The following is a 25,877-nucleotide window of genomic DNA, read 5'->3' on the forward strand; positions in this document are numbered from 1 at the left end:
TCGTTTTTGATTGATAAAACATTATTTCTTCTTTCTGCTTTTTGGATAGGGCAAAACCTCTGCCAAGGTCTTGACAACCCTGACTGCAAAATCAGACCTTGAAACATCTAAGACGTAGTGTTCCTTGGCACCTTCGTAGGGGAATCCACGTTCGGCAGACAGCATCATCGGCTTGACAGCCTCGTGTTCTTTCACGTAAGGTATATTGTCGCAGGCTGTGATGACGGGCTTTTCGTCAACATAAATGATGTAACCGCCAAACATCTTCCTGTATCGCACAGTCCCTGCCGCAGCTATCTGACTGCAGACAAATTCGATAAAATCCAAAGAGCAAGCCATCTTCTTATAGTTCTAAATCACCGCCGAACACTTCATGCCAAGGCAAGCCCTGCTTATTGAGCACCTCCAGGAACGGATCCGGATCGAAGTCCTCCACGTTCCAAACACCCGGCTTGCGCCACAGTCCCTTGAAGAACATCATTGCACCAGCCATTGCCGGCACGCCTGTCGTATAGCTCACGCCCTGCATTCCCGTCTCGTTGTAGGCATCCTGATGCCTGCAGTTGTTATAGATGTAATAGGTCTGCTCCTTGCCGTCCTTGATACCGCGGATACGGCAGCCGATGGAGGTCTCGCCGTCGTAGTTCTCGCCGAGGTCCTGCGGGTTAGGCAACACCGCCTTCAAGAACTGCAGAGGCACGATCTTCACCTTCGCCGTCTTGCCGGAGCCGTCAGCCAACGGTGCTTCGTATTCAATCTCGTCGATACGGCTCATGCCGAGGTTCTGGATGCAGTCGAGGTAAGTGAGGTACTGCTGGCCGAATGTCATCCAGAAGCGGGCACGCCGGATGGTCGGATAGTTCTTCACCAGCGACTCCAGCTCCTCATGGTGCATGAGGTAAGAGTCACGGGGGCCGATGTTCGGATAGGTCAGGTCCTGATGCACAGCCAGCGGCTCTGTCTCAATCCATTTGCCGTCCTCATAGTAAAGTCCCTTCTGGGTGATTTCACGGATGTTGATCTCCGGATTGAAATTCGTGGCGAACGCCTTGTGGTGATTGCCGGCGTTGCAGTCAACAATATCGAGATAGTGAATCTCATCAAAGTGATGCTTTGCTGCGTATGCAGTATAAGCCTGCGAAACACCCGGATCGAAACCGCAGCCGAGGATAGCCGTCAGACCCGCCTCCTCGAACCGGTCCTTGTAAGCCCACTGCCAGCTGTATTCGAAGTGCGCTTCGTCCTTCGGCTCGTAGTTGGCGGTGTCGAGATAGTTGCAGCCGCAGGCCAGGCAGGCGTCCATGATCGTCAGGTCCTGGTAAGGCAGAGCGAGATTGATCACCAGCTCGGGCTTGAAGTCGTTGAACAATGCCTTCAGCTGCTCCACGTCGTCCGCATCCACCTGTGCGGTCTTGATGTCGGCCTTGTAGCCCTTGTCATGGATGGCCCTGACCAGTGCGTCGCACTTTTCCTTGCGGCGGCTGGCAATCATGAACTCCGTAAACACGTCCCGGTTCTGGACGATCTTGAAAGCGGCTACGGTGGCCACGCCACCTGCACCGATCATTAAAACTTTTCCCATTTATCTTACTTGTTATTTTATCTTACCGTCTATTTCCGAAGAAGAGATGCCCATTGAATTCAGAAGCGAATACCCCAGAATCTGCTGTCTGAAGTTGCCGCCCTCGACAGGCTGCATGGCAAAGAGCGTGACATGCTTCAGCTCATCATCGACCTCCTCAAAGATTCTCTTAATGGAATGCAGCAGGGAGCTGTCCTCTGCATCCGGCACGACCATGATGCGTTTCACCTCCTCATGACTGCAAAGGACATTCAGCAGATCGAGCAGGACAGCCTCCTTCCCGCTCTCTTCATGGCCCGTGGCAATGGCGTTGATGATGAACTCGCCGAGACGGGCGTCCCTGAAAGCCTGTCCGTTCAGCTCCTTCTCATAGTCGGACGGGGCGAAGTTCTCCAGCTTCAGGTGCTTCCTGTCGTGCAGCAGAACCACCTGCGTCTCGTGGTCGCCGGGCTTCAGCCGTCCGTCAAGAGCGATGTCAACAGCCCACTGGCTAAAGTCGGCGGCAGGAATCCGACGGTCCAGCATCCGCTCAAAGTTCACGATGAGGTCGAAAGCGACATGGTCTATATAATCACCGTCTGCGATGATGATGTTTTCACTCCAACGTATATTCTGTGCCTGCTGTGCATTCATAGCCACAAAGATACACTAAATCAAGCGAACTGCAAAATAAATGCAGCCGTTTTTGATTCCATGCAGGAGGAGAAAAACGGAGTCTGAGGCCGGCGGACCGGAGAGACGGGGTGCAAGGCCGGCGATTCAAGGCCAACAGGCGGGAAGGCAGGAACGGTCGGCAGGCAGAGGGACAGGGGCAGCAGACAGAGATATTGGAAGAATCCATACGGCCGCGCGTTTCACCGGGCAGCCGTCCTTACGCAGAGCCTCATCCGCAGGCGGATCCACCCACAGGGCGGCAGAAAAAAGGGTCTTCCGTTCAATGCGTGGATGCTTTCCATATAGCTTTAACGGAAGCGCCGAAGTGGTTCATTCAACAAAAACATGGCCAAGACCGACAACTGCCTGTTCTGTCATCATCCCCTGATACAAAGACCTTTTCATTCTGATACGTTGAAAAGACAGATAAGGCTTTGAAAAACCATTACATAATTTCAAACGAATCATCTGCAAATATAAAGAACACGTGCAAAGAGCAGATTTGTAACCAGCAGTCAATCAAGTGGTTATTAAGCCATTCGTAAAAGGTGCCTGATTGGACTTCAAAAGGGCGTTGGTAACACGCTGAAAGGGCATCTTTTGCAAGTCAATCAGGCATCTTTCAGGAGCCAGAAGAGCATGTGTCAGCTTTGAACCGCATAAAAATGTTTACAAACACCGATGATATGAGAATAAGTTGTTTGTAGAAGTCGGAAAGACATGCTGACGGACAGACATCGTATCTGTTTGTCTTTTTCCGGCATTTTATCTTGCAGTTTATCCTGTTTTTCAAGACTGTCTGATTCTGGACAGTCATACCCTGCAAAGGCATAACCCTTTATCCTGTTTCCAATCTACGCATTTAACGGAAGAACCGAAAAAAGGCGACGGTCATTGCGACCATCGCCCTCCTATCAATGATTGTTTCAGATAATTACATTCCCAGTGCCTTCTTGGCATCCTCGTTGTCAGGGTTCACTTTCAGCACCTTGTTGAAATACTGGTCAGCAAGCTCTTTGTTGCCCTTCTTCGAGTAGTAGTAGCCGAGGCCGTAGTACACGCTCTCCAGATAGCTCTTGCTGTCCTCATCGAGCTTGGGTTTCTTCTCCTCATAGGCAGCCACCTTCTGATAGATCTCAGCCACCTTGTCCGGGTCGTTCATGAGCTGTGCCACATTCGCCTGGTTCAGCCATACCCAGTCGGAGATAGACGGGAACTTCTCGACCATCTGCTCGTAGACATCCAGCGCCTTCGCCAGGACGGCATTCTTCTCGGCACGGTCCGTCAGAGCCTCCGCCTTCGTCACGTACGTGTTGGCAAGCGTCGCCCAGTCGTTGTTGGTAGCCTTCCTGCTCTTGGAGAGATACTCCTGCTGCACCTCGAGCGACTTGTCCTCATTGCCCTGTGCGGCATAGATGGCAGCCAGCGTCTTCAGAGGCTCCACGTTCTTCGCATCGACCTCGAGCGCCTTGTTGACCGTGCTGACGGCCTCGTCATACTGCTGCGCGCCGCAGAGCGCCTTGGCATAGACGTCATAGTCGTTGGCGACCTTCTTGCCCGTACCGGCGAAGACCACCTTTCCGTAGCTGATGGCAGAAGGATAATCCTTCAGTTCGACCGACGCCATCATCGCGATACGGCTGAGGTATTCGCTGTTCGGGAACTTCTGCAGACCCTTCTTCATGACATCCAATGCCTTCTGGTAGTTCTTCGTGATGTAGGCGGCGAAACCGTAGTTGTAGAAGTTGTCCTCGGACATATAGGCAGGATTCCCCTTGTCGTACCATGCGAGCGCCTCCTTGTACTTGCCGTCGCTGAGCATGATCTCCGCCGCCGTCGCCTCAACCGGGTAATCCGGCTTCACCTTGCGGAGCTCTTCGAGCTTGGCGACAGCCACCTTGGAGTTTACATGGCGGTAGACCTTCGCATAACGCTCGTAGGCCGCGACGTTCTGCGGGTCGAGGCTGATGGCGGTCTGGTACTGCTGTGCGGCGGCACCGGCGTTGCCGATGGAGTCCTGGAGAGCCGCGATGTCGCCCAGGAGGACATACCCCAGACTTCCGTTGAACTTCTTGTTGTTCACCACGCTGTTGGCAATATCGGTCGCAGCGGTGAAATTGTGCTGCAGCAGATAGACGTTGCCCAGTGCGACGATCGCCTCTTCACTCTTCTTGAAGGTCTTCTGATACTCCTTGATGAGATCCTTGGCCGCCTTCGGGTCGTTCGGTGCGGCCTGGATGGCAGCGGTGATGGGTTTCAGTGCCTCGGCATAGTTGACTTCCTGTGCCGTTGCCGGCGCAGACATTGCCAACATCAATGCTCCGGCGATAAGATATTTCTTTGTATTCATAATTCTCGTTCTTTAAAGGGTTGCTTTCTGTGAGGGGATGAGTGATAATAGGTGATGATAAGCGATAATAAGCTGGGATGGGCGGAGAAAAGCGATGATAAGCGGAAATGGCAGGGAGAGAAGAGACTCCGGAGCTGTGACCGCTCCTTTGTGACCGCCGCTTTCATGGCTGCCACTTTGATGCCGGCCGGATGCCGGCCGTCAGCGCTATTCCGTCTTCACCTCCACTTCCCGGATGTTGATCTCTCCCCGGTAAGGCAGCAGACCCGCCTTGAAGATGATCTTCTGTCCGATCGGATTGGTGACGAAATTGGCAAAAGCCCACGGCAGCGCCTTGTGGGGATCGGCAACGATGGCATAGATCGTCCTGACGAACGGGTATCTGCCGTCGAGCAGGTAAGCCTGATAGGGCTGCCAGCTGTTGCCGGGCTGTGCGACGGTGGTCTTCGAGATGCCTACCACCGTGATGTTCTTCTTGAATGTGGTGTTCGTGGAGTCGCGGTGGTCGTTCAACCAGTTGGACCCGATGACACCTATCGCATTGGGAGTCTTGTGAACATAGTCGATGACCGCCTTGCTGCTGCTGGCCGCGACGATGTTCGCGCTCTTGATGTTCTTTCCGCCTAAGATGGAATCGACGACATAATGCAGCGTCGCCGAAGCCCTGTTGTCGAAGACGACTTCGATGTCGCCCCGGCCGCTCTTCGGATCCAGCTGTTTCCATCGTGCAATCTGTCCGCTGAGAATCTTCTTCACGTCGCCGACCGTGATGCAGGAATCGCTGTTGGCACGGTTCACGATGAAGGCGATCCCGTCATATCCTATCGGGAATACCTCCGGAATAGGACCTTTCCCCCGTAACATGGCATCCTCTCCCTTCGTCAGCTTGTGCGAAGTGAAGAAGAGGTTGACCTTCTGGTCGAGGATCAGTTTCATCCCCTTGTTGTCGTCCGTATAGATCGGCAGCAGGTGGGTCTGTGGATAACGGAACTGATACGTCTGCAGCAGTTCCTCGATAATAGGACTAAAACTTTCGTCAGAGGCGAACTTAATCGTCCCTGACGTCGGTGTATCTGTTCTGCCGTCCCTGGCCTTCTTCTGTCCGCAGGCGGACAGAAGGAAGCCGAGGGTCAGCATCCATCCTACTGTAATGTAGAATCTCGGTCTTTTCATATCAGTCGTGCTTTTACTGCAGCTTGAAGGTGATGGGCAGGGTGAACCAGACGTTGGCGGCCTGGCCGTTGTTCATGCCCGGATTCCACTTCGGCATGCTGTTGACAACACGCAGCGCCTCACGGTCGAGCGACGGGTCGACGCCGCGGAGAACCTGTGCCTGGCTGACGCTTCCGTCGCGTCCGACAACGAACTTGACGATGACGCGTCCCTGGATGCCGTTTTCGGCAGCCACAGCCGGGTACTGCAGGTGCGAGCTCAGCCATGCGTTCACATTGCCCTTGAACGAAGGCATCTGCTCCGCCACGGTGAAGATCTTGTTCTCCACCTCTTCCTTGGGTTCCGGCTTCGGAGCCTCAACGACCGGCTTCTCGATCTTCGGCACAACCTGTTCGGGAGTTGCGACGGTCGTGCGTGCAGCGACTTCGGTACGGTCCTCCGTACCTTCCTTGTTCTCCACGCCGACGGCTTTCGTCTCCTTGTTCATCTTGACCATAGGCGGCATTTCCTCCTTCACGTCCTTGTCGTCCTTGATGACAGGGGCCGTGAACTTGACAGTGGCACGCGTTTCAGGCACCACCTTCTCCGGTTCGATTTTCTTCTGTTCCGGTTTCGGCTGGTTCTTCTTGCGTTCCGCCTGATCCTTCTTTGCCTGTTCGAGAGCCGCCAGCTCCATCTTGGCTGCGTAAGCGGCCTGGGCTGCCAGTTCGTCGTTGTGCTTCTTGATCTGGTAAGCCAAGTAACCACCACCGAGGAATGCAGCACAAAGCAGAATAGCCAATGCTTTGATGTTGCGCTGGGAGACGGTCTTACGGAGCCTGTACGCACCGTATTCCTTGTTCTTTCCGGCGAACACCATGTCGACCCATTTCGGATCGTATAGATCTATTTTTGCCATTGTTTCTTTCTTTAATTGTTTACGAATCAGTGATTAAGCCTTCACACCTTTCTTGGCCAGAAGCGCCTTGTCCTGGTCTGTCAGCTTGTCAATGACGTAAGTTCCAATATATGAAATCTGCATTTCATCGAGAATGTCTACCAAGTGACGATAAGAAGCCTGATCGGTCGGCTTGATGATAACGGTCATTGTCGATACCTTCTTGCCGTTGATCATACCGCTCTTGATGGCAGCGATCTCCGACTGGTAGATGCTGTCCGGATAAGCCTTCGGATCGGCCTGCTTCTTCTGGTTCAGCTCCTTGACGGCGATTTCCATGTCCTGATAAGGGACCGTGATTGCCTCGCCGGTAGAGGGGTCGCCCACCTGCTTGTGCTGGAGAACGTACCGGATGCCTTTCGGAGTGTTGCTCCAGTCGGCGGGTTTCAGCCAGTTCGCATTGTCGTACTCGGGTTTACCGTTGCCGTAGAACATCTTGTCTCCGTCGGCGATGTAGATCGTGATGGAGTGCGACTCCTTGGCTTCGTTCTTCTTCGTATCGTCCTGCGTCTTGTCATTGCTCGGCATGGTCAGCTCCATCGTCGAAGGCTTGCTAAGCGAGGTACAGAGCATGAAGAAGGTGATGAGCAGCATCAGCATATCCACCATCGGCGTGAAGTCCACGCGCACGGTCATCTTCTTCTGCTTACTTTTCTTTTCCTTTGCCATTACTTAGCCCCTCCGTTAGCTGCCTGGGCAGCCTTTTTAGCGTCCAACTGCGTGATCATGTAGTAATGGCTCTCGTCCATGTCCTGGAGCTCGCTCATTACTTTCTTAACTGTTCCATAAGGAGAATCGGCGTCGGACTTGATGGCAAGTCTGACCTTCGGGTTCACCTGGCGGGCTGCGTTGACCCACTGCTGGAACTCCGTCATCTCCTGTCCCTGGATACTGTCGAGAGGAATACCCATCTTAGGGAGTTCTTTGCTCCGCTCTGCGGCCGGCTTTGACAGGTAGGCTGCCAGCTTGTCGAGAGGAGTACCAAATGTGGACTCTGCCACGAAAGTCTTCTTCTGTGCGGGTGTCAGGGTGGTCATCTGGTCTACGATCTGCGCCAGTTCGTTGGTGTTGTCGTAACTCAGGAACACCTGTCCTTCGCCGGTCGGCTTGCCGTCAGGTCCCTTTTCAGGACTGACGAGAATCGTCAGGACGCCGTTCTCCGGCACCTTGGTCTCGGACACGGACCCCGGGGTGTTCACCTTCACCGGCTCGTTCTTTACGAACGTTGAAGTCAGCATGAAGAAGGTAAGCAGCAGGGTCATCACGTCGGACATAGGTGTCATGTCGATCCAGACGTCACTCTTCTTAATTTTTACTTTACCCATAGCGATAAATATTTAAAGGGTCAGCAAAAATTAAGCCTCTTCCGTGTGGTTTACTTCGTATGTCTGAGCGATAGAATAACCAACCTCGTCGAGTGCGTAAGTCAACTTGTCGACCTTGTTTGAGTAGTAGTTGTAGGAAACCACTGCGCACCAGGATGTAGCGATACCGAATGCGGTGTTGATCAGGGCCTCGGAAATACCGGCAGACAGTGCGGCAGAGTCGGCGCCGCCGCCTGCGGACAGAGCGGAGAACGACTTGATCATACCGGTTACCGTACCGAGAAGACCGGTCAGCGTACCGAGGGTGACGATGGTGGCGATGATCGGGAGGTTCATCGTCAGGGTCGGCATCTCGAGCTGCGTAGCCTCTTCGTGAGCCTGCTGGATCTTGGCCACCTTCTGTGCTTTCTTCAGGTTAGCGTTGGCACCTGTCTCCATGTCCTTGTAAGCGTTCAGGGAAGCCTTCACCACGTTTGCCACAGAACCCTTCTGCTGGTCGCAGAGCTGGTTGGCCTTGGCGAGGTCGTTGGCGTTGAGAGCTGCCTTGATGTTTGCAACGAACTTGGGAAGCGCACCCTTGCCGAAAGCGGTCTTCAGCGCCAGCCAGCGCTCGATGGACATAGCCAGCACGGTGAGCAGGAGGGTGTGGATGACCGGAACGACAACGCCGCCCTTGAAGATGGTACCCCATACGTCAGCCGGTGTCTCGTTGGTACCCGGATCCTGGAAGTGCATGTCGTTGCCGAACCATGTGAAGAACAGTACGAACGCAACGATGGCGCAAACGACGATGATCCAGAATGCACCTCTAACTCCTGTGAAGCCCTCGGACTTTTTCTTCGGGGCTGCTTTTTGTTGTGTAGTTGCCATAATTTGATGAAATTTTTAATTTTAGGTTATTAATGAATTAAATTGTTAATATCTTTCTGATTCTTAAGTGTTTGTAAACAGACACGCTACGGCACACCGCCGGAAAGGGGGTCTTATCTCCGCAAAGATAGCAATTAAAAGAAAATTATAGGTACGATTAATAACATTTAACAATCGTGGTTGTATAGTTTTTGCCTGTACTTCCTTACAATTTGCTTTTCCGTTCTCATTCCAGCCTTGAGAGTACGTCCTTGATTCGGCGAAGTGCTTCCTTTATGCTGGCGTCGTCCGTCGCGTAGCTCATCCGGAAACAGCCGGGTGCGCCGAAGGCGTCGCCGCCCACCGTCGCCACGTGTCCCTCCTCGAGAAGGTAGAGGGCGAGGTCGGTGGAATTGCGGATGACCCGCTTCCCGTCGCTCCTGCCGAAGAAGGCGGAGCAGTCCGGGAAGAGATAGAACGCTCCCTGCGGCACGTTCACTTCCAGTCCCGGGATGTCCTTCGCCAGGGAGACGATCAGGTCGCGGCGGCGGCGGAAGGTCTCGCGGAACGCTGCCACGCAGCTCTGGTCGCCTTCGTAGGCCGCCAGGGCCGCCATCTGGCTGACGCTGCTCGTGCCGGAGGTGTACTGTCCCTGCAGCTTGCCGAGCCCCTTGACGATCCACTCCGGCGCGGCGACCCATCCGAGCCGCCAGCCCGTCATGGCGTAGGCCTTGCTGACGCCGTTGCAGACCACCGTCCGTTCCTTCATGCCCGGACAGGCGGCGATGCTGCTGTGCCCCCCTATATAATTAATGTGTTCGTAGATCTCGTCCGAGAGGACGAACAGGCCGTCGTGGGCGAGCGCCACCTCGGCCAGTTCCCCGAGTTCCTCTTCCGAATAGACGCTTCCCGTAGGATTGCTCGGCGAGCAGAGGATGACCAGCTTCGTCTTCGGCGTGACGGCCGCTTCGAACTGCGCGGCGGTGATCTTGAAGTCCTGCCCGATGCCGGCCGGCACGATGACCGGCACACCGCCCGCCAGCTTCACCATCTGCGGATAGCTCACCCAGTAAGGAGCCGGGATAATCACCTCGTCGCCGGGATTGACCAGTGCCAGGATGGTGTTGCACACCCCCTGTTTGCCGCCTGTCCCGACGATGATCTCGGAAGCGGCGTAGTCCAGGCCGTTCTCCCGCTTCAGCTTCTCTGCGATGGCTTTCCGGAGGGCGGGATAGCCGGGGACGGGCGAATACTTCGAGTAGTTGTCGTCGATCGCCTGCTTGCCCGCCTCCTTGACGAAGTCGGGGGTCATGAAGTCCGGTTCGCCCACGCTCATGTTGATGACGTCGATGCCCTGCGCTTTCATTTCGCTGCTCTTCTGCGACATCGCCAGCGTTGCGGAAGATGCCAGCCTGTTCAGCCGGTCTGATAGTTGTGCCATTGGACTTTCCTTTCTTTGTAAATGATTTCAAGTACAAAAGTACGTAAATTCATTCTCATAACGTAAGATTTCTTTCTTTATTTTATCTTGCCGGCATTTTTCCTGCCTAATTGACAGCCGGAACCGCCCTCCGGGTGTCACGGGGGCAGTCTGCGGACGGAAAAAGAGGGAAAACGGCGATGCACACGGACCCGGCGGGGCCGCGGCGGGGAAAGAAACCGGCGGAAAGCGGACGGACAGTGCGGCGGAGGCCGAAAGAACCTGCGGGATTCCCCGGACACGGTCCGCCCGGCAGGGAACGCCCTGCGGACAGGAACGGCCCGGACCGTTCCAGCGCTTGCAATTCCATTCAGGAAGGACAGACGGCGGACCGTCCCCGTGCCGTCCCTGTCGTCCCGACCTTCGGGAACAGGACTCCCGGCCGTCGGGAATCCCGTTCCCAGCCGCCGGGACTCGGATTCCCAACCGGTCGGGAACAGGAATCCCAGCCGGCAGGGAAGCTTTCATCCTGCCGGCAGGGAGGAGCCCCCGCTGGTGGCGGGGGCGGAAGCCATCAGACGATCACCTTGATTTTGTGGTGGCTGTTGCGGAACTCGGTGGGCGAGCAGCCTTTCTTCCGCCGGAAGATGCGGTTGAAGTTGCTCATGTTGTTGTATCCGCATTTGAAGCTGATCTCGGAAACGGTGTCGGTGGTGTCGATCAGCATCCGCGTGGCGTAGCCCAGGCGTATGTCTATGATGTAGTCGCTCAGCCGCCGTCCGGTGTGCAGCTTGAAGAAGCGGCAGAAGGCGCTCTCGCTCATATTGGCCAGGTCGGCCAGCGTCTTGAGTCGCAGTTCGTACTTGTAGTTGTCGGAGATGTACTTCTTCACGCGGAGGATGCGGCGGCTGTCGTCTTCGATGTCCACCTTGGCGTAGCTGGTGGTGGCGAGGGTGCGTGCATCCGTGCTCAGCGACAGCGTGTGGAGGATGTCGAGGAACTCCATCAGCGCCGTGAAGCGGTCGGTGATCTGGCTCAGTCCGATCAGCTTGCCGTAGACCTTCATGATGGCCGGCATGGGGAACGCCAGTCCTTTCTGTGCTTCTTTCATCATGCGCCGTATGCTCTCGAAAGGTGTCTTGCTGAAGAACTGGTCGTTGTCCGTCGTTCCGTCGCCGAAGTTGAACTGGATGGTGATCTCACGGATGTCTTCGCTCTTGCACTCGTGCTGTTCCCAAGCGTGTTCGAGCGAGGGGTTGGCGATGAGGACGAGATCGTAGTCGCCGATCACCTCGTTGCTGTCGCCGACGATCCGTTTTACGCCGGCGGCGTTCTCGACGAAGTTCAGCTCGAAGACGTCGTGGTTGTGTACGGGATAGGAGAATTCGCCCTTGCGCCGGTCGGCGATGTAGAGGGCATCGGTCTCCATCAGGGGAGTAATCTCATGTAAGACGTAGGTTTCCATAACGGGGGAGTTTTGTCGGGGGGAGTTGGTCAGGGTTATGAGGGGGAGAGACTTCTCTGGCATCACCGGCATTTATAGTTCTGCCAGAGCTGCTGGGAACGCCAGAGCTGCCGGATTTGCCGGCAGCCGTCAGCTTCTCCGGCTTTTCAAGGAGAGGCTTCTCTCCATTACCTCCAGGCACATCCTTGTGTTGTGGTAGGGGCATTTCCAGAAGCCGGCTTTGTCGTCAGCGAGGTTCGGGCGGCCGTTCCCGTCGCATCCCCAGAACCATTCGCCCTGTTCTCGGTCAACGATGTGTGCGGCGGTGTACTGCCAGCAGCGGCGGGCGATGCCGAGGGCTTCCGTGTCGCCGAAGTGCTGGTAGAGGTCGATGTGGCCGATGACGCACTCGCACAGCACCCACCACTGCCGCTGCGTGTCCGTGCGTCCCGTGTCGGTCCAGCGTTCGTACACCATCGAGCCGTCCGGCCGCAGTCCCTCGTCGGCGGCCCTTGCGATGGCCTTTATCGCCGTTTCCACCCGCCCGAGCAGGGCGGGGTCTCCCAGCTCCAGTGCGGCCTCGTGCAGCAGCCATACGGCCTCGATGTCGTGCCCGAAGCTCTGGATGTTGCGCCGTCCCTGCCAGCTGTCATTGAAGAAGAGGTCGAGGTGGCCGGTCTCCGGATTGAGCAGCCGTGTGAGGAAGATGTCGATCAGATTGGCGATTCGCTCCGCCAGCTGCGGTGTCCGCCACACCCGGTAGAGGTTGGTGTAAGGCTCGAGGATGTGCAGGTGCGTGTTCATGGTGCGCGACCCGTTCTCGTCCTTGTCGCTCAGCCGCATATCGGCGATGGGCTGCCAGTCGCGGGTCAGCGCCTCGACGTAGCCGTCGTGCCGGCTGTCGAAGGCGTGGTGTTCGATGTCGCCGTACAGCTTCTTCGCATAGTCCAGTGCCTCGCTGTCGCCGGTGGCACGTGCGTATTCGCTCAGTCCGTAGACGGCGAATCCGATGGCGTAGGTCTGCTTCCGGCCGTCGAGCACGTGTCCCTGTGCATCCAGACTCCAGAAGACACCGCCCTGCTCGGCATCGATGAAACGGTCGATGAAATAGTCTCTGGCCCGTGTGGCTGCCTCCAGGTATTCCGGCCGGTGCAGAACCCTGTAGGCGGCGGAGAAAGCCCAGAGGATGCGGGCGTTGAGGACGGCTCCCTTTTCGGCATCAGGCACGGGGTTGCCGCCGCCGTCTATCCGTCCGAGGAATCCGCCGTAGCGGCGGTCGGTCATTCTGTGGAGCCAGAAAGGCAGGATGTTCTGTTCCAGCTCCCGGCGCAGTTCTTCCGATAAATTGTCCACAGCGTGCAGTTCCGATGAATTGTCCATAGCGTGAAATATTGAAAGGTTTTGCATTCTATTGTCTGTCGGCTGCGGCCGTCCGTTTTTCCTCCAGCTCGTGTGTTATCCGTCTCATCTTCTGTTCGCTGAGCGGATAGAAGTAGATGAACACCAGCGAGAGGAACGCTCCGGCCGCCGGCAGCAGCGAGAGGAACATCCGGATGCCCTGGAGGGTCTCGGCAGACTGTACGGCATTGGCCTGGAAACCGAACTGTGCGAGCATCCATCCGGTGATGGCGGTGCCGAACGCCCATCCGAACTTCTGGCTCATCGACGACGACGAGAAGATCAGGCCTGTGGCCCGGTTGCCGGTCTGCAGCTCGCTGTAGTCGGCACAGTCGGCATACATGCTCCACAGCAGCGGGAAGATGCTTCCGGCGCAGACGCTGATGAACGCCTGCAGGATGAAGATGGGCACGATCTGGTCCTTGCCGAGCCAGAAGAAGGCGACACTGAGCACGGAGGCCACGGCCATGGCCGCCATGAACGTGCGCCGCTTTCCGATGCGGTTGCTGACAGGTGCGGCGAGGATGACGCCCAGGATATTGGCGGCCTGTCCCACGGCGAGGTACAGTCCACTCAGCACGAAGGGCAGTCCGAGGAAGCTGATGCTCCCCACGGCCGTCTCGTCGACGTAGTATTTGAAGTAGTAGACCGTTGCGCCGTCGCGGATGGAGTTGAACACCAGCGAGGCGACGCCTGCCCCCAGCAGGATCCACCACGGCCGGTTGTGGAGCAGGTCGCGGAGATCGGTCTTCAGCGAGGTCTTTCCCTGCCTGACGGGTCTCACACGCTCTTTCGTAAGGGCGAAGCAGCCCAGGAACAGCAGCACGCATACCACGGCGATGACCCCTGCCGCCATCAGCCATCCGGCCTGCGGGGCGGTGAGCCAGCCCAGCATCGGTCCGCCGCCGTTCCCTCCGCCGAAGGCGTTGACCAGCGGCATGAAGAGCAGCAGGGCCAGGAACGAGCCCAGGTAGGCGAAGGTCATGCGGTAAGTGGCCAGCGTGTTGCGGTCGGCCGGGTCGGGGCTCATCACGCCCAGCAGCGAGGCATAGGGCACGTTGATGGCCGAGTAGACCATCATCATCAGTGCGTAGGTGATGAAGGCGTAGACGATCTTCCCGGTCTGGCCGAACGGCGGCGTGAGGAACGTCAGGATGCCGATGCCGCCGAAGGGCACCGCCAGGAAAAGCAGGTAGGGGCGGAAACGTCCCCAGCGTGACGAGGTACGGTCGGCCACGGCTCCGACGACGGGATCGAAGAACGAGTCCCAGACCCGTGTGACGGCGAACATCGTACCGACGACGGCGGCCGAGATGCCGAAGACATCGGTATAGAATATCATGAGATAGGCACCGAAGAGCTTCCAGAACATGGACGACGACATATCGCCCAGTCCGTAGCCTATCTTTTCGCTGAGTCTGATTTTCATAATGCGCGGTTTTTTTCGATGAGCTTCCTGACGGTTTCAACGCTGGCCGCCGTGGACAGTCCGTCCTCGGGCGTGTGCAGGCAGTAGTCCACCAGCCGTTCCACCGTCGATGTGGCCACGTGCAGGCGTGTGTCCGACGAGGCATAGTAGATGAACACGCGTCCGTCCTCGTCGGCGATCCATCCGTTCGAGAAGACGACGTTCATCACGTCGCCCACGTATTCGCTCCCCTCGGGTGCGAGGAAGTAGCCGCCGGGCTGTGCCGTCACCCGTGTGGGGTCGTCGAGGGCGGTCATGTACAGATAGAGCACGTAGCGCAGGCCGCTGGCGCAGGCCCGCACGCCGTGTGCCAGGTGCAGCCATCCCCGGGGAGTCTTGATGGGATGGGGGCCTTCGCCGTTCTTCAGTTCCATGATGGTGTGGTAATGGCGGGGGTTGATGATGGTTTCCCCGTGCAGTTCGGCGTGGGTGATGTCGTCGACGAGTGCCCAGCCGATGCCGCCGCCGGAGCCGGTGTCGATGAATCCGTCCTGCGGGCGGGTATAGAAGGCGTACTTCCCGTCGACGAACTCCGGGTGTAGGACGACGTTGCGCTGCTGGCTCTCCGACCTGAGGTCGGGCAGCCGTTCCCAGGTCTTCAGGTCCCGGGTGCGTGCGATGGCGGCCGTCGCCGTGGCGGCCGAGAGGTCGGCGGGCCTGCTGTCGTCATGGCGTTCGGCGCAGAAGACGCCGTAGATGTAACCGTCCTCATGGCGGGTCAGGCGCATATCGTAGATGTTGGTCGCCGGGTCGTCCGTGTCAGGCATGGTGACCGGTTCGTCCCAGAAGCGGAAGTTGTCGATGCCGTTGGGACTTTCCGCCACGGCGAAGAAGCTCTTGCGGTCGGCTCCCTCGACACGCACCACGAGCAGGTACTTTCCGTTCCACTTCATTGCGCCGGCATTGAGGGTGGCGTTCATCATGATGCGCTGCATGAGGTGCGGATTGGTGTGTTCGTCCAGGTCGTACCGCCACTCCAGCGGCGTGTGCTCGGCGGTCAGTATGGGATGGGCGTAGCGTTCGTAAATGCCGTTTCCGCCTTCCTGTACGTGGTTGGGTGCGGAGAGGAGTGCCTCGTGGCGGAGACGGAGCGTGTCGAGTTTGGAATTGAAGGTTGTCATGTCTGTATTTCTATCGTTTTCTGTTATGTTTCTTTGCTGTTGCGGCCTGTGCAGGGCCTGTCTGGCTGCGGAAGAGGAAAGCCCTCTCCCTGTAAATCTTCCTGAAGTCGGCGGCGCAGGCTTTCTCCGGTGCAGGGCCGAAGTTCTCCTCGGGTCTGTCCCATGCGTTCCGCCAGAGCAGGACATAGCAGGGCTTGAATCCCTGCAGGCCGGACAGCAGGGTGGAGGAATACCAGGCGGCATCGGGCGTGTTGCGGTAGCCGGCTTCGGTGAGCGCATACAGCTTGCGGTGCTTTCCGGCATACGCGGCCATGATGTGCAGTTCGTTCTGGCACTGGTCGATGAAGTCCTGCCGGCCGTTGTTCTGGTAGAGATCCACGCCCAGCAGGTCTACGCATCCGTCGCCGGGATAGAAGCGGAAGAAGTGTTCAGGCGTGTCGCCGGCCTCGGCATTGGGCGAGTAGCTCCAGACGATGTTGCACAGTCCCCGGCGGCGCATCGCCTCGTGGGTGAGACGGTACAGCGCGATGTACTGTTCAGGCGTACACTGCCGGCTTCCCCACCAGAACCAGCCGCCGCTCATTTCGTGCCAGGGCCGGAAGATGACGGGTATGGCGTTCCCCCTGTCGTCCTTGAGCGAGGCGAGGAAACCGGCTATCCGTCCGAGCCAGTGCTGCATCTTTCCGGACTCCTTTCCGCCGGGCAGCACCTGTGCGACGGCATCGCCTTCCGTGTGCCAGGCATCCTCTTCCGTGACGGGATTGCAGGCATGCCAGCTGACGGTCACGATGCCGCCCCTGCGCCAGTGGCCGATGATCTGCCGGCGCATCTCGGCGAAGGGGACGCCGTCCAGGTTGCGGTCTCTCCCGAGTTCCAGTCCGCCCAGCTCGCAGCCCAGGACGGCGGGGTAGTCGCCGCAGACATCGTTCACGTCGCTCCGTCCGTATTCCCATTTCCACGTCGTACCGTAGAAGAGGGCGTCCTGGTGACCGAACATCACACCTTTCTTCTGCAACTTCTGCAGCCGTCCGATGAGCTGCTGTGCCGGTGTCTTCTGCATTTTCTTTCCGGCTGCCGCGTTCGCTGCGAGCAAGGCGGCAGCCATGGCAAGGAGTATTCTTTTCATATTCATTCTACTTCGTATTCATTCTACTGTAAAGACCGCTTTCTGCAGGTCCTCGTCCCGGCTGCTGCCGCCTACCAGCACCTCGAAGTCCCCCGGTTCTACGACCGGCTTCATGTCGGGGCCGCAGAAGGCCAGCCTGTCGGGCGTGACGGTGAAGCGGACGGTCTGCCGTTCCCCTGCCCTGAGGGCGATGCGGCGGAAGTCCTTCAGTTCCTTCACGGGGCGCGCCACGGACGAAACGAGGTCGTTGATGTACAGCTGGCAGATCTCCACGCCGTCGCGGCCGCCTGTGTTCTCAACGGTCACGCTGACCGTCACCGCCGTCCTGCCGTCGTTGGGAATGCGCTGCCTGTCGAGCTTCAGGTCCGTATAACGGAAGCTCGTGTAACTCAGTCCGTAGCCGAAGGGATACAGCGGCGTACTGTCCGTGCAGACGGCCGGATGGAAGTAGGCCGAACGCTTGTGGTTGTACCAGGTGGAGACCTGTCCTACGCTCCTCGGCATCGTCATGGCCAGCTTGGCGGAGGGGTTCACTTTTCCGTACAGGATTTCGGCGATGGCCTGCCCGCCGTACTGTCCCGGTTCCCAGGCGTTGAGGAGAGCGGGGACGTGGGCGGCGGCGTACCGGACACTGAGCGGCCGTCCGCTGATGATGACGACGACGGTGGGCTTTCCGCTCTCGTTCAGCCGGCGGATCAGCTGGTCCTGCAGCCCGACGAGGTCGAGGTTGTCGCGGTCGGTGTCTTCACCCGATGTGCGCTCGTTCCAGCGGAAGCGCATCATGTACTCGCCGCAGCACACGATGTTGAGGTCGCAGCCGCGGGCCGCCTCTACAGCAGCGTCCACCTTGTCCTGAGACATATTCCGGGGATCCCATCCCTGGTCGACGAACCGGAACTCGGTGTCGGGCGAGACGTTCCGCAGGCCCCGCAGCACGGTCCACACCTGTTCCTCGGGCTGGGGTTCGCTCCAGTCGCCCATGATGTTCTGGTCGTCGGCGTTGATGCCCGTCACCAGCACCTTCCTGTATTTCCGTGCGTCGAGCGGCAGCAGTCCGTCCGCATTCTTCAGCAGGACGATGCTGCTGCGTGCTGCCTCCAGTGCCGTGCGTTTGTGTTCGGGGTCGTTGATGACGCGGTCCCGTGTGGCGGCGTCGCTGTAAGGGTGTTCGAACAGCCCCAGCCTGAACTTCACCGTCAGGATGCGGCGCACGCTCTCGTCGATGCGGCTCTCGGGGATCCTGCCCTCACGGACGAGTTCCGTCACGGCCGTCTGCCATTCCGGGCCGTGCATGTGCATATCCATTCCGGCCATGATGCTCTGGCAGAAGGCCTCTTTGTTGCTGGCGGCCGTCCGGTGCTGGTCGACGCAGTGCTCGATGTCCATCCAGTCGCTCACGATGAAGCCTCTGAATCCCCACTCTTTCCGCAGGATGCCGTCCATCAGCCAGCGGCTGGTATGGCAGGGGATGCCGTTCAGCTCGTTGTGCGACATCATCACGTTCCAGTCGCCGCCCTGCTGGATGGCGGCCTTGAAAGGCGGGAAGAACACCTCGCGCAGGGTGCGTTCGGAGACGTCGCAGGGTGCGCCGTTCGTGCCGTTGACGGAATAGGATCCTCCCACGAAGTGCTTGACGCAGCCCAGCACGTCCTGTCCGCTGTCCAGGTTGCGCTGGTAGCCCCGGTTGGTCGCCGTACCCATCGCCGCCACGAGATACGGATCCTCGCCGAAGGTCTCGCCGCAGCGTCCCCAGCGTCCGTCGCGCGCCACTTCGACATTGGGGTTGAAGGTCCAGTGCATGTTCATGGCGCGCAGCTCCTCGGCCGTCTGACGGGCAATCCGGTAAGCCATGTCGACGTCGAACGACGAAGCCAGTCCGATGTTCGTAGGATAGACGGTGTTGCCCTTGCACTTGGCGTTTCCGTGGATGGCGTCGATGCCGATGAGCAGCGGAATCTGCAGGCGGCTCTGCATATTGAGCCGCTGCAGGCGGTTGGCCTCTTCGAGGGTGAGCACGTGCAGGAACGACGACACCAGTCCGCGGCGCGTCCAGTCTTCCATGTCCTTCACCGTGACGCCGGGGTAGAAGGCGCTCGCCGTATTCGTCGCCAGTTCCTCGGCCGACATCGAGGCGGAGTTCGCCTTGAAGTGTTCGATGCCGACGAGCTGGTTCATCTGCCCCACCTTCTCTTCGAGCGTCATCCGGTGCAGCAGGTCTTCGACGCGCTGCTCGATGCTTGCCTTGGGGTTCTTGTACAGGGGTTGTTCTTTCTTTGCTGCCATTGCATGAAGGGTTGCTGCCACGAGGGCTATGGTGAGTATCCGTTTCATCTTGTCTGCGGGTCAGTGTATGGGTAATCTTGAAATGGCTTCCCTGATGGTTCTGAGCGTGCTCCGGTCTGTGGAGAACACCGAGTTGAGTCCCTGCGCTTCCTGGGCGGGGTCGCCGCTGTATTCGTCGCCGGGTTCCCACTGTTCGTGCCGGGGCTTCGCCTGTCCGCCCCATCCCCAGAAGTTGCAGCCGGCGAAGTGTCCGCCCCCGGCCGCATCCGCCTCCAGGAGCGAGAAGACGTAGCGGTAATAGGCGTCGCGGGCGGTCGTGGCGGATGTTCTTGAAAAGGAAAAGCCATCCCTCGGATAGCCGAATTCCTCCATCACCAGCGGTTTGCCCAGCTTTTCGCAGATGGCCAGATGGCGGCCGACGTACTCGCCGGTTCTGTCTTCCGCACGCTGCAGATTCTCCGACAGGGAGTCTTTCTTCGCCCAGCCCCAGTTGTAGGGCCAGACGTGTATGTTGCAGTAGTCGACGTTCGGGTCGGCGCAGATTCTCTGCCACACGCCGTAGTCGCCTTCGCAGCCGGCCGCACCCTCCGAACCGATGCTCACCAGGTGGCGGCGGTCGATGCCCTTGACCAGGGCGGCGGCCTTGGCGATCCACTGTTCGAATGCCGGCAGGACAGCGGGGTCGAAAGCCCGCGGCTCATTGCCGATCTGCCACGACATGACGGCGGGGTCGTCAACGTACCGCCGTCCCGTATAGCGGTTGGTGCGCCCGAGGATGAACTTCACGTGGTCGTAGAACAGCTGCTGTGCCTGCCTGTTGACGGCGAACTGCGAAGCATACCTGACGTAGGCGGCGTAACCGGCCTCGTTGGGCTGGACGGCCTTGCCGGCTCCGGCGTTCTCGAGGTAGAAGCCGTAACCGCCGCTCCACTCCCAGGCGTTGTTCAGGTAGAGCACGGCTACCATGCCGCGCCGCCCGAGCTGCTGCATCAGGTAGTCGAGACCGTCGAGGATGGAGTCGTTGTAGACGCCCGGTGAGGTCTGGAGCACAGGCTTCACCTTCCACTTCGGACGCTCATCGCCGTCGCTCCCCACGAGGATGCGGAGATTGTCGATGCCCAGCCGCTTCAGCTCGTCCAGTTCACGGTTCAGCCGCCGCCGGTCGCCGCCCCTGCCTTTCGAGCCGAGGATGGCGCCGTACCAGTAGTTGGCGCCGATGAAGGTGTAGGGCTTTCCGTTGCGGGACAGCCTGCCGTTCTCTACGGTGACGAACGGCTGCGCCTGGACGGAAACGGCGCAGGCGAGCAGCAGTCCTGAAAGACAGTTTCGTATTCTGTTCATGATTCTCCGTTTTTCTTTCTCTGGAAGTTTCTTTTTCAGCAGGTTCTTGTTTCTTTCCCTGCAGGTTTTTATTTTCTTTTCAGCAGGTTCTTGCTTTTCCTGCAGGTCTGTATTTCCCTTTCTTCAAATTCTCATTTACTTTTCCGCAAGTCCCAGCTTCCCGGCGATCCATGCCTGCCATTCGTCCCATTGTTCTTGGAACCAGAAGTGGCCGGTGGCGGGATAGACGTGCAGCTCGCGCGGTCCTGCGGTCACGTTGTAGGTGGCGTAGGCACTGTTGGGCGGCACGACCTCGTCGTTGTAGCCGAACGAGAACCAGCTCGGGACGTGCAGCCGGCGTGCGAAGTTGACCCCGTCGAAATAGCCGCTGACGGCCACCTTCCCTGCATCGGGATGCTGCTGGCCGTAGAAGAAGTGCGGCCATCCGCAGGCCCTGCCGTGCAGCGAGGCGGTGTGGTCGCACATGGCGGCGTGGACGGCGGCTATGAACGTCACCCTGGGATGGAGCGCGCCGCACACCAGCGACAGCATTCCGCCCTGGCTCGAACCGGTCACGCCCAGCTCCCTGCCGTTCCATTCGGGCAGCTGTGCGAGATAGTCCACGGCGCGCAGCGCACCAATGAAGATGCGCTTGTAGGGCATCCGGTCGCGGCTGTCGAGGTCGGCTTCCCAGTAGCCGTTCAATGCGCCCTGCAGCAGGTCGTCGTACACCTGCTGCTGCATCGTCACGGGAATGCCGTGTACGCCGATTTCGAGCGTGATCGCCCCTCGGTCGGCCATCTGGAGGTCGCCCTGGTAGGGACGCACGCCGGCTCCCGGGACACGCAGCAGTGCCGGGCGAGGTCCTTTGAAGGCGGTCGGGATGCAGAGGATGCCGTAGATGCGGCTGCCGGGACGCAGCCCGTTGAAGCTCACCTCGTAGACCGTCACACGTTCCGTGCAGCGTTCGGGCAGCAGGCGGCGATGCGCATCCAGCGGACAGCGGGCGGCTTCCTGCCGGGCTTCCTGCCAGAAGCGGTCGAAGTCCGCCGGACAGTTGTCCGAGGGCTGCAGCGTCTCGGGGGCGAAGCCGGCGGTACACAGTCCCTCGTAGGTTCTGCCTCCTACGTGCGCCCGCACTTTCAGCCGGTAGAACCCGGCCGTCTTCATCGTGGCTTTCCACGTGGCCGTGCCGTCCTTCAGGACGATGCCTTTCCGCTTCACGTCAGGATACATCACCGGGCCGGCCTCGATGTCCACCTGCGCCTGCGGCAGCGGACAGCCGTCCTTCAGCACGGCGATCCTGAACAGGGCTTCTTCGCCCGGACGGTAGTTCCAGTCGGCGTGGCCGGGCTGTACCTGCACGGTGATTTCATTCCCGCGTATCTGCGCCCTGACGGCAAGACCTGCCAGCAGGAGAAGACTGAAAATGAGTGTTATGCGTTTCATTGCAGTGTCTGTTATGAGGATGCGGGACGGACGTGCAGTCGGCAGACTGCATCCTTGCCGGGCGCATCAGATGTTTTTATGAGAACAGGGCATGGGCCTGCGCCCGTGCCTTTTTCATTTCTGCCTTATCAGCCGGTAGGCCACCACGTCCTGTGCGGGGACGGTGAGGCGGCGGCCTGCTTTCGGCCTGACGGAGGTCTTCCCTTCCATGCGGCCCGTCCACAGGTTCTTCACCTTATATATATGCTTGTCGAAAGCGGTGCTGCGCCCGCTCACCTCCCCGTCGGTGAAGTTGAAGTCCTGCCAGTCGAGGGTGCAGGAGACAGGCCTGCGGGTGGGATTGAGGACCGCCATCGCCCAGTCGCCGCCGGCCAGCGGCTTGAACCAGTAGTCCAGTCCGTCGCGGCTGAAGAGGCGGAGTCCCTGTACGCCGAGCGTGTCCTGGTCGACGGCGATGAGGTCGCGGTTGGTGAGGACGGCCAGTGTCCCTGCGCTCATGCTGCGCACGTCATTGCCCAGGATGAGCGGACTTGCCATCATGCACCACATCGTGAAGTGCGCCCGGTCCTGGCCCGCGGTCAGCCCGTTCCCCACTTCCAGCATGTCGGGGTCGTTCCAGTGCCCCGGCCCGGCATAGCGGCGGAGGCTGTCGTTCCGGTGGATGCAGTCCATCACGCTGCACTGCACGTAGGTGGGAAACACCCGGGTGGAGTCGAACGAGCACCAGATGTCGGGGCCGATGCGCCACGAGTGCCCGATGTCCCTCGCCCACCGCCAGGGCTGGTTGTCGCCCCACTCGCACATCGAGAAGAAAATCGGGCGGCCGGCCTGGCGGAGGGCGTCGCACATGAGCCGGTAGGCCCCGCGCGCATTGACGTCGGCGGTGTTGCACCAGTCGTATTTCAGGTAGTCGACGCCCCAGCGGGCATACTGCAGGGCATCCTGGAACTCATGTCCCATCGACCCCGGCCTCCCGGCGCACGTCTCCGTGCCGGCGTCGCTGTAGATGCCGAGCTTCAGCCCCCGGGCGTGTACATAGTCGGCCAGGGCCTTCATGCCGTGGGGGAAACGCTCCGGGTCGGCCTGGATGAAGCCGTCGGAATCGCGTCGGCCGTGCCAGCAGTCGTCCAGGTTGACGTACGTGTAGCCCGCATCGCGCAGGCCGCTCGACACCATGGCGTCGGCGATGCCCTTGATGACGTCTTCGTCGATGTCGCCCTGGAACCTGTTCCACGAGTTCCAGCCCATCTGCGGTGTCCGTGCCAGGCCCTCCCACTTCTGGGCCTTTCCGTCCAGGTGCAGCAGCAGGAGTAATAACAAGGTGAAAACACTTCTTCTGTTCATGCCGTGATCTTTGATTTTTGGTTTTTAGGAATCACGCTGCAAAGATAAGGGTTAAAAGTGTAAACTGCAAATACTATTTTAGCCAAAGTCGATACTTTATGGACAGGGTGGACATTGCCGGTACTGCTGTTCCCAACCGGTTGGGAACAGCAGTACCGGACGCTGGGAATCACATTCCCAAGCGCCGGGAATCCCCGTCCCGGCCTTCGGCGGGATTTTCTTCCGGGCAGTTTAATTATGTCGGGTCTGTGGTTTGACGTTCCGGGCCGACTGCTTTTCCGCTTACTTCCAAACTTGGCTGACGGGTTGAGGACTTATTTCTGATTGCTGCTGACGGCATATGCCTTTCCATGCAGGCACATTCCTGCTGAAGGCCTGTTCTGAAAAAAACACGCCGGTCTGTCGTCGACAGGGATGTCTGCCCGCTCTTTCCGGCTTCAATTTCATGCGGCGTCTTCGGCTTTTCCTTTCGGCCATATAGACGGAACCCGCTGGAGCCAAGCGTGTTATTTATAGTTAAATTATTTTGTCATTCAAAAAAACGACACTACCTTTGCACACAAATTACCAGAATCCGGAAGGATTGACCGTATGGATAACGGCATCCTTATATCGTATTATAAGGTGTAAAACATCCCGCAAAGAAATTCTTGTCGTCCCGGCGTATGCTCCGGACGTGCGCATGATATTCATCAGACATACACGGGAACGTGCCATGCCGAAGCCTGACGGACAGGGATTCCGCAAAGCCTCCGGACGGCAGCCAGTCCGGTTCCGGCTGATGCACGCATCAGCCGATTATAAAGAGAGATGCCGGCAGACGGCAGTTTTCAAAATCGTAATCACTAACGAAAGTTGACAATATGGAAAGAAAAATGTATGTTAAAGCTGAGACAGCTGTAATATCCATCGGCGAGAAGGAATATCTTCTCCAGACTTCTCCGGTAAGCGGAGGACATCACAGCGCAGAAGATGACGGCGAGCCTTTAAGCGCAAAGCCGTCAGGCTTTTTCTTTGAGGAAGAATCTGCCGAAGACAAGAACTAAAGTAGGGAATTTCAGTTAATTCCCTCTTGGAATTCCCCAAGGGCAGCCAAATACTGCATTCTTTTCCTTGGAAAAGTTCCCAGAAAAAGAATATGCTGTGTTTTTTGCTCGAAAACCTCAAATAATGATTCGTATGGGCACACCTGTCCCTTCCATACTGCCTATGGACCTGTGGAAACACCTTCGATTTTTATCAGACTGCTTTCTTCATACTCCGGGCCATCTCCCTTGCGGCAAGAACGGCAGCATTTGCCGTATGGATTCCGAAGAAGAGCAGCAGCCTCTCGCTGAACATATTGCGTGCCTTGATGCGTCCGACGCTATAGTGTTGCTTCTGGTTTCCAAAGCTACCCTCCATTACCGTGGCTCTGAGGTTTCCGATGATCTTTCTCGCCGTCCTGAGACACTCAGCTTCTTCTTTGGGCCCTGGGCCTTTTCTGGTGAAACAGGTCGTTATGCCTTTCTCTGTACACATAGTGCGGTTGGCATTGTTGGCGTATATGGAATCGGCACCGACACGCCTGACTTTGACTCCCGTCAGAGATTCCTGATATTCAATGCATTGCTTAAGACGGACGCCCTCGTTGAATGCCTCAAAGCTGTGGTGCTCTATGAATGATATGCCGTCTATCTGTATGTTGTTGACCTTTGCCCCGAACTCTACACGCCTGTTTTCTTTGCCTCTGACAATAGGACGGAGGTAGGGGCGGTCGATGCTGACGATACGGTGTTTGACTTCCTTGCCGGAGAACAGCTCTGACTGTTGGAGACATACCTCACACACAGCGGACAGCCGCTTTTCTTGTTCTGCCGACAGACAGATGCAGGGACTGTACTGTTTACGCAGACGGTTCCATTGGGACAGGAGCTTGGAGAGGAGCCTCAGGAGTCTTCTCCTGAGCTTGCGCGTGGACGAGGCTGTGTGCCTGCGCTGCCTGGCGTATGCAAGCCTGGCCTTGTCAACATTATCATACTTGCTTCTCGGGACACGCTCTGACAGGTGTTTACACTCGGAGACGAGCAGACTGTGAAGCCAATGGCAACACTCCCAGAGCAGCTTGATGTCCGTAGGAAAACGCAGGCAGCTCTCGTAACAGGTCGCATCCGTCAGGCACAGGTCCTTGTCTTTGAGACTGTCTTTCCATTTGGCGTACAGTATGCTCTGGAGACTGTCTATGTCAAGAATACGGGCAAGACGGTTGCGTATGGCACTTACGATCTTCCCGTCCTTGATGGGACAGGAAGGATCTATCAGAACGCCACAGAACATCTGCATGTGGATGCTTCCGTTAAGCAGCTCTATCAGGCCGTCGTCAGACAGACCTGTGTACGATTTGAGGAACATTAAAGCAATTTCTCCTTCGCCCGAGAAAAGAGGCTTGTTGCCCCGCTTGCTCTTATGGCTACGATTCGTGTACTCTGCAGCCAACTCCTTAAGTGGGAGCTGGAACTGGATGCGTCCAAGTTCGCTTCTTTCAAAGCTTTCACGATAGCTCTGTAAGAAATCGAACTCTGTAAAGGGCAAAGTTGGTGTTATATCAGAAATTTTTTGTATCTTCACGACGAATTTTTTTTAAGTTCCCCCGAT

General features: G+C 58.0%; 21 protein-coding genes. 1 reads left to right on the plus strand and 20 read right to left on the minus strand.

Annotation, left to right across the window (positions count from 1 at the left end; genetic code table 11):
• Positions 1 to 21 precede the first annotated feature (21 nt).
• The 19 genes from J4864_RS09040 to J4864_RS09130 form a co-directional block, all read right to left on the minus strand.
• Positions 22 to 339, minus strand: coding sequence for a TfoX/Sxy family protein (locus tag J4864_RS09040; protein WP_211815381.1), 318 nt, complete (start codon positions 337 to 339; stop codon positions 22 to 24).
• A gap of 4 nt (positions 340 to 343) precedes the next feature.
• Positions 344 to 1,582: a saccharopine dehydrogenase family protein gene (locus tag J4864_RS09045; protein WP_211815382.1), complete on the minus strand. Its 1,239-nt coding sequence runs from the start codon at positions 1,580 to 1,582 to the stop codon at positions 344 to 346.
• Positions 1,583 to 1,594: 12 nt separating this feature from the next.
• A complete protein-coding gene (locus tag J4864_RS09050) occupies positions 1,595 to 2,215 on the minus strand; it encodes a DUF6621 family protein (protein WP_007366955.1) in 621 nt (206 codons plus the stop codon).
• A gap of 955 nt (positions 2,216 to 3,170) precedes the next feature.
• The gene (locus J4864_RS09055) at positions 3,171 to 4,586 is read right to left on the minus strand and encodes a tetratricopeptide repeat protein (protein WP_211814635.1); all 1,416 of its coding nucleotides are present in this window, start codon (positions 4,584 to 4,586) and stop codon (positions 3,171 to 3,173) included.
• 207 nt (positions 4,587 to 4,793) lie between these two features.
• Entirely contained in the window at positions 4,794 to 5,759 is a 966-nt protein-coding gene (locus J4864_RS09060) for a PstS family phosphate ABC transporter substrate-binding protein (protein WP_211814636.1), read from the minus strand.
• 13 nt (positions 5,760 to 5,772) lie between these two features.
• On the minus strand, positions 5,773 to 6,657 hold the full coding sequence (locus J4864_RS09065) for an energy transducer TonB (protein WP_007366959.1): 885 nt from the start codon (positions 6,655 to 6,657) through the stop codon (positions 5,773 to 5,775).
• Positions 6,658 to 6,690: 33 nt separating this feature from the next.
• Entirely contained in the window at positions 6,691 to 7,365 is a 675-nt protein-coding gene (locus tag J4864_RS09070; protein ID WP_007366960.1) for an ExbD/TolR family protein, read from the minus strand.
• Positions 7,365 to 8,021, minus strand: coding sequence for an ExbD/TolR family protein (locus J4864_RS09075; protein WP_211814637.1), 657 nt, complete (start codon positions 8,019 to 8,021; stop codon positions 7,365 to 7,367). Before J4864_RS09075 ends, J4864_RS09070 begins: the two co-directional genes overlap by 1 nt.
• Before the next feature lie 30 nt (positions 8,022 to 8,051).
• Positions 8,052 to 8,891: a MotA/TolQ/ExbB proton channel family protein gene (locus tag J4864_RS09080; protein ID WP_004353432.1), complete on the minus strand. Its 840-nt coding sequence runs from the start codon at positions 8,889 to 8,891 to the stop codon at positions 8,052 to 8,054.
• Positions 8,892 to 9,117: 226 nt separating this feature from the next.
• Positions 9,118 to 10,311 carry a pyridoxal phosphate-dependent aminotransferase gene (locus tag J4864_RS09085; RefSeq protein ID WP_211814638.1) on the minus strand — a complete coding sequence of 398 codons (1,194 nt, stop codon included), beginning with the start codon at positions 10,309 to 10,311 and terminating at the stop codon, positions 9,118 to 9,120.
• Positions 10,312 to 10,864: 553 nt separating this feature from the next.
• Positions 10,865 to 11,755, minus strand: a complete 891-nt coding sequence (locus tag J4864_RS09090; protein WP_211814639.1) for a helix-turn-helix domain-containing protein — start codon at positions 11,753 to 11,755, stop codon at positions 10,865 to 10,867.
• A 129-nt stretch (positions 11,756 to 11,884) separates the two neighbouring features.
• Positions 11,885 to 13,114 carry an AGE family epimerase/isomerase gene (locus J4864_RS09095; RefSeq protein WP_317194572.1) on the minus strand — a complete coding sequence of 410 codons (1,230 nt, stop codon included), beginning with the start codon at positions 13,112 to 13,114 and terminating at the stop codon, positions 11,885 to 11,887.
• Positions 13,115 to 13,142: 28 nt separating this feature from the next.
• A complete protein-coding gene (locus J4864_RS09100; protein WP_211814640.1) occupies positions 13,143 to 14,561 on the minus strand; it encodes an MFS transporter in 1,419 nt (472 codons plus the stop codon).
• The gene (locus tag J4864_RS09105; RefSeq protein ID WP_211814641.1) at positions 14,558 to 15,721 is read right to left on the minus strand and encodes a glycoside hydrolase family 130 protein; all 1,164 of its coding nucleotides are present in this window, start codon (positions 15,719 to 15,721) and stop codon (positions 14,558 to 14,560) included. The genes J4864_RS09100 and J4864_RS09105 overlap by 4 nt, the downstream gene beginning before the upstream one ends.
• A gap of 10 nt (positions 15,722 to 15,731) precedes the next feature.
• A complete protein-coding gene (locus J4864_RS09110) occupies positions 15,732 to 16,853 on the minus strand; it encodes a glycoside hydrolase family 26 protein (protein WP_211814642.1) in 1,122 nt (373 codons plus the stop codon).
• A gap of 12 nt (positions 16,854 to 16,865) precedes the next feature.
• Entirely contained in the window at positions 16,866 to 19,178 is a 2,313-nt protein-coding gene (locus J4864_RS09115; protein ID WP_211814643.1) for a glycoside hydrolase family 3 N-terminal domain-containing protein, read from the minus strand.
• 12 nt (positions 19,179 to 19,190) lie between these two features.
• Positions 19,191 to 20,471, minus strand: a complete 1,281-nt coding sequence (locus J4864_RS09120) for a glycoside hydrolase 5 family protein (RefSeq protein ID WP_211814644.1) — start codon at positions 20,469 to 20,471, stop codon at positions 19,191 to 19,193.
• A 135-nt stretch (positions 20,472 to 20,606) separates the two neighbouring features.
• On the minus strand, positions 20,607 to 21,899 hold the full coding sequence (locus J4864_RS09125) for an acetylxylan esterase (RefSeq protein ID WP_211814645.1): 1,293 nt from the start codon (positions 21,897 to 21,899) through the stop codon (positions 20,607 to 20,609).
• Between the two features lie 114 nt (positions 21,900 to 22,013).
• Positions 22,014 to 23,243 carry a glycoside hydrolase family 27 protein gene (locus J4864_RS09130; protein WP_211814646.1) on the minus strand — a complete coding sequence of 410 codons (1,230 nt, stop codon included), beginning with the start codon at positions 23,241 to 23,243 and terminating at the stop codon, positions 22,014 to 22,016.
• Between the two features lie 875 nt (positions 23,244 to 24,118).
• Here J4864_RS09130 and J4864_RS09135 point away from each other — a divergent pair.
• Entirely contained in the window at positions 24,119 to 24,289 is a 171-nt protein-coding gene (locus J4864_RS09135) for a hypothetical protein (RefSeq protein WP_246479436.1), read from the plus strand.
• 193 nt (positions 24,290 to 24,482) lie between these two features.
• Here J4864_RS09135 and J4864_RS09140 read toward each other — a convergent pair whose 3' ends face one another.
• Complete coding sequence (locus tag J4864_RS09140; RefSeq protein ID WP_211814648.1) at positions 24,483 to 25,850, minus strand: DDE transposase; 1,368 nt, start codon at positions 25,848 to 25,850, stop codon at positions 24,483 to 24,485.
• Between the last annotated feature and the right edge of the window lie 27 nt (positions 25,851 to 25,877).

Origin of the sequence: Prevotella multiformis (genome assembly GCF_018127985.1) — a bacterium.
In the GTDB taxonomy this organism is placed as follows: Bacteria; Bacteroidota; Bacteroidia; order Bacteroidales; family Bacteroidaceae; genus Prevotella; species Prevotella multiformis.

What these genes read in the sequence shown, in the direction of transcription:
- J4864_RS09100 (WP_211814640.1), bottom strand. Translation starts at nt 14,561, where the DNA reads ATGAAAATCAGACTCAGCGAAAAGATAGGCTACGGACTGGGCGATATG.
- J4864_RS09060 (WP_211814636.1), bottom strand. Translation starts at nt 5,759, where the DNA reads ATGAAAAGACCGAGATTCTACATTACAGTAGGATGGATGCTGACCCTC.
- J4864_RS09065 (WP_007366959.1), bottom strand. Translation starts at nt 6,657, where the DNA reads ATGGCAAAAATAGATCTATACGATCCGAAATGGGTCGACATGGTGTTC.
- J4864_RS09095 (WP_317194572.1), bottom strand. Translation starts at nt 13,114, where the DNA reads ATGGACAATTCATCGGAACTGCACGCTGTGGACAATTTATCGGAAGAA.
- J4864_RS09105 (WP_211814641.1), bottom strand. Translation starts at nt 15,721, where the DNA reads ATGACAACCTTCAATTCCAAACTCGACACGCTCCGTCTCCGCCACGAG.
- J4864_RS09045 (WP_211815382.1), bottom strand. Translation starts at nt 1,582, where the DNA reads ATGGGAAAAGTTTTAATGATCGGTGCAGGTGGCGTGGCCACCGTAGCC.
- J4864_RS09090 (WP_211814639.1), bottom strand. Translation starts at nt 11,755, where the DNA reads ATGGAAACCTACGTCTTACATGAGATTACTCCCCTGATGGAGACCGAT.
- J4864_RS09135 (WP_246479436.1), top strand. Translation starts at nt 24,119, where the DNA reads ATGTATGTTAAAGCTGAGACAGCTGTAATATCCATCGGCGAGAAGGAA.
- J4864_RS09130 (WP_211814646.1), bottom strand. Translation starts at nt 23,243, where the DNA reads ATGAACAGAAGAAGTGTTTTCACCTTGTTATTACTCCTGCTGCTGCAC.
- J4864_RS09040 (WP_211815381.1), bottom strand. Translation starts at nt 339, where the DNA reads ATGGCTTGCTCTTTGGATTTTATCGAATTTGTCTGCAGTCAGATAGCT.
- J4864_RS09070 (WP_007366960.1), bottom strand. Translation starts at nt 7,365, where the DNA reads ATGGCAAAGGAAAAGAAAAGTAAGCAGAAGAAGATGACCGTGCGCGTG.
- J4864_RS09110 (WP_211814642.1), bottom strand. Translation starts at nt 16,853, where the DNA reads ATGAATATGAAAAGAATACTCCTTGCCATGGCTGCCGCCTTGCTCGCA.
- J4864_RS09075 (WP_211814637.1), bottom strand. Translation starts at nt 8,021, where the DNA reads ATGGGTAAAGTAAAAATTAAGAAGAGTGACGTCTGGATCGACATGACA.
- J4864_RS09080 (WP_004353432.1), bottom strand. Translation starts at nt 8,891, where the DNA reads ATGGCAACTACACAACAAAAAGCAGCCCCGAAGAAAAAGTCCGAGGGC.
- J4864_RS09050 (WP_007366955.1), bottom strand. Translation starts at nt 2,215, where the DNA reads ATGAATGCACAGCAGGCACAGAATATACGTTGGAGTGAAAACATCATC.
- J4864_RS09085 (WP_211814638.1), bottom strand. Translation starts at nt 10,311, where the DNA reads ATGGCACAACTATCAGACCGGCTGAACAGGCTGGCATCTTCCGCAACG.
- J4864_RS09125 (WP_211814645.1), bottom strand. Translation starts at nt 21,899, where the DNA reads ATGAAACGCATAACACTCATTTTCAGTCTTCTCCTGCTGGCAGGTCTT.
- J4864_RS09115 (WP_211814643.1), bottom strand. Translation starts at nt 19,178, where the DNA reads ATGAAACGGATACTCACCATAGCCCTCGTGGCAGCAACCCTTCATGCA.
- J4864_RS09120 (WP_211814644.1), bottom strand. Translation starts at nt 20,471, where the DNA reads ATGAACAGAATACGAAACTGTCTTTCAGGACTGCTGCTCGCCTGCGCC.
- J4864_RS09055 (WP_211814635.1), bottom strand. Translation starts at nt 4,586, where the DNA reads ATGAATACAAAGAAATATCTTATCGCCGGAGCATTGATGTTGGCAATG.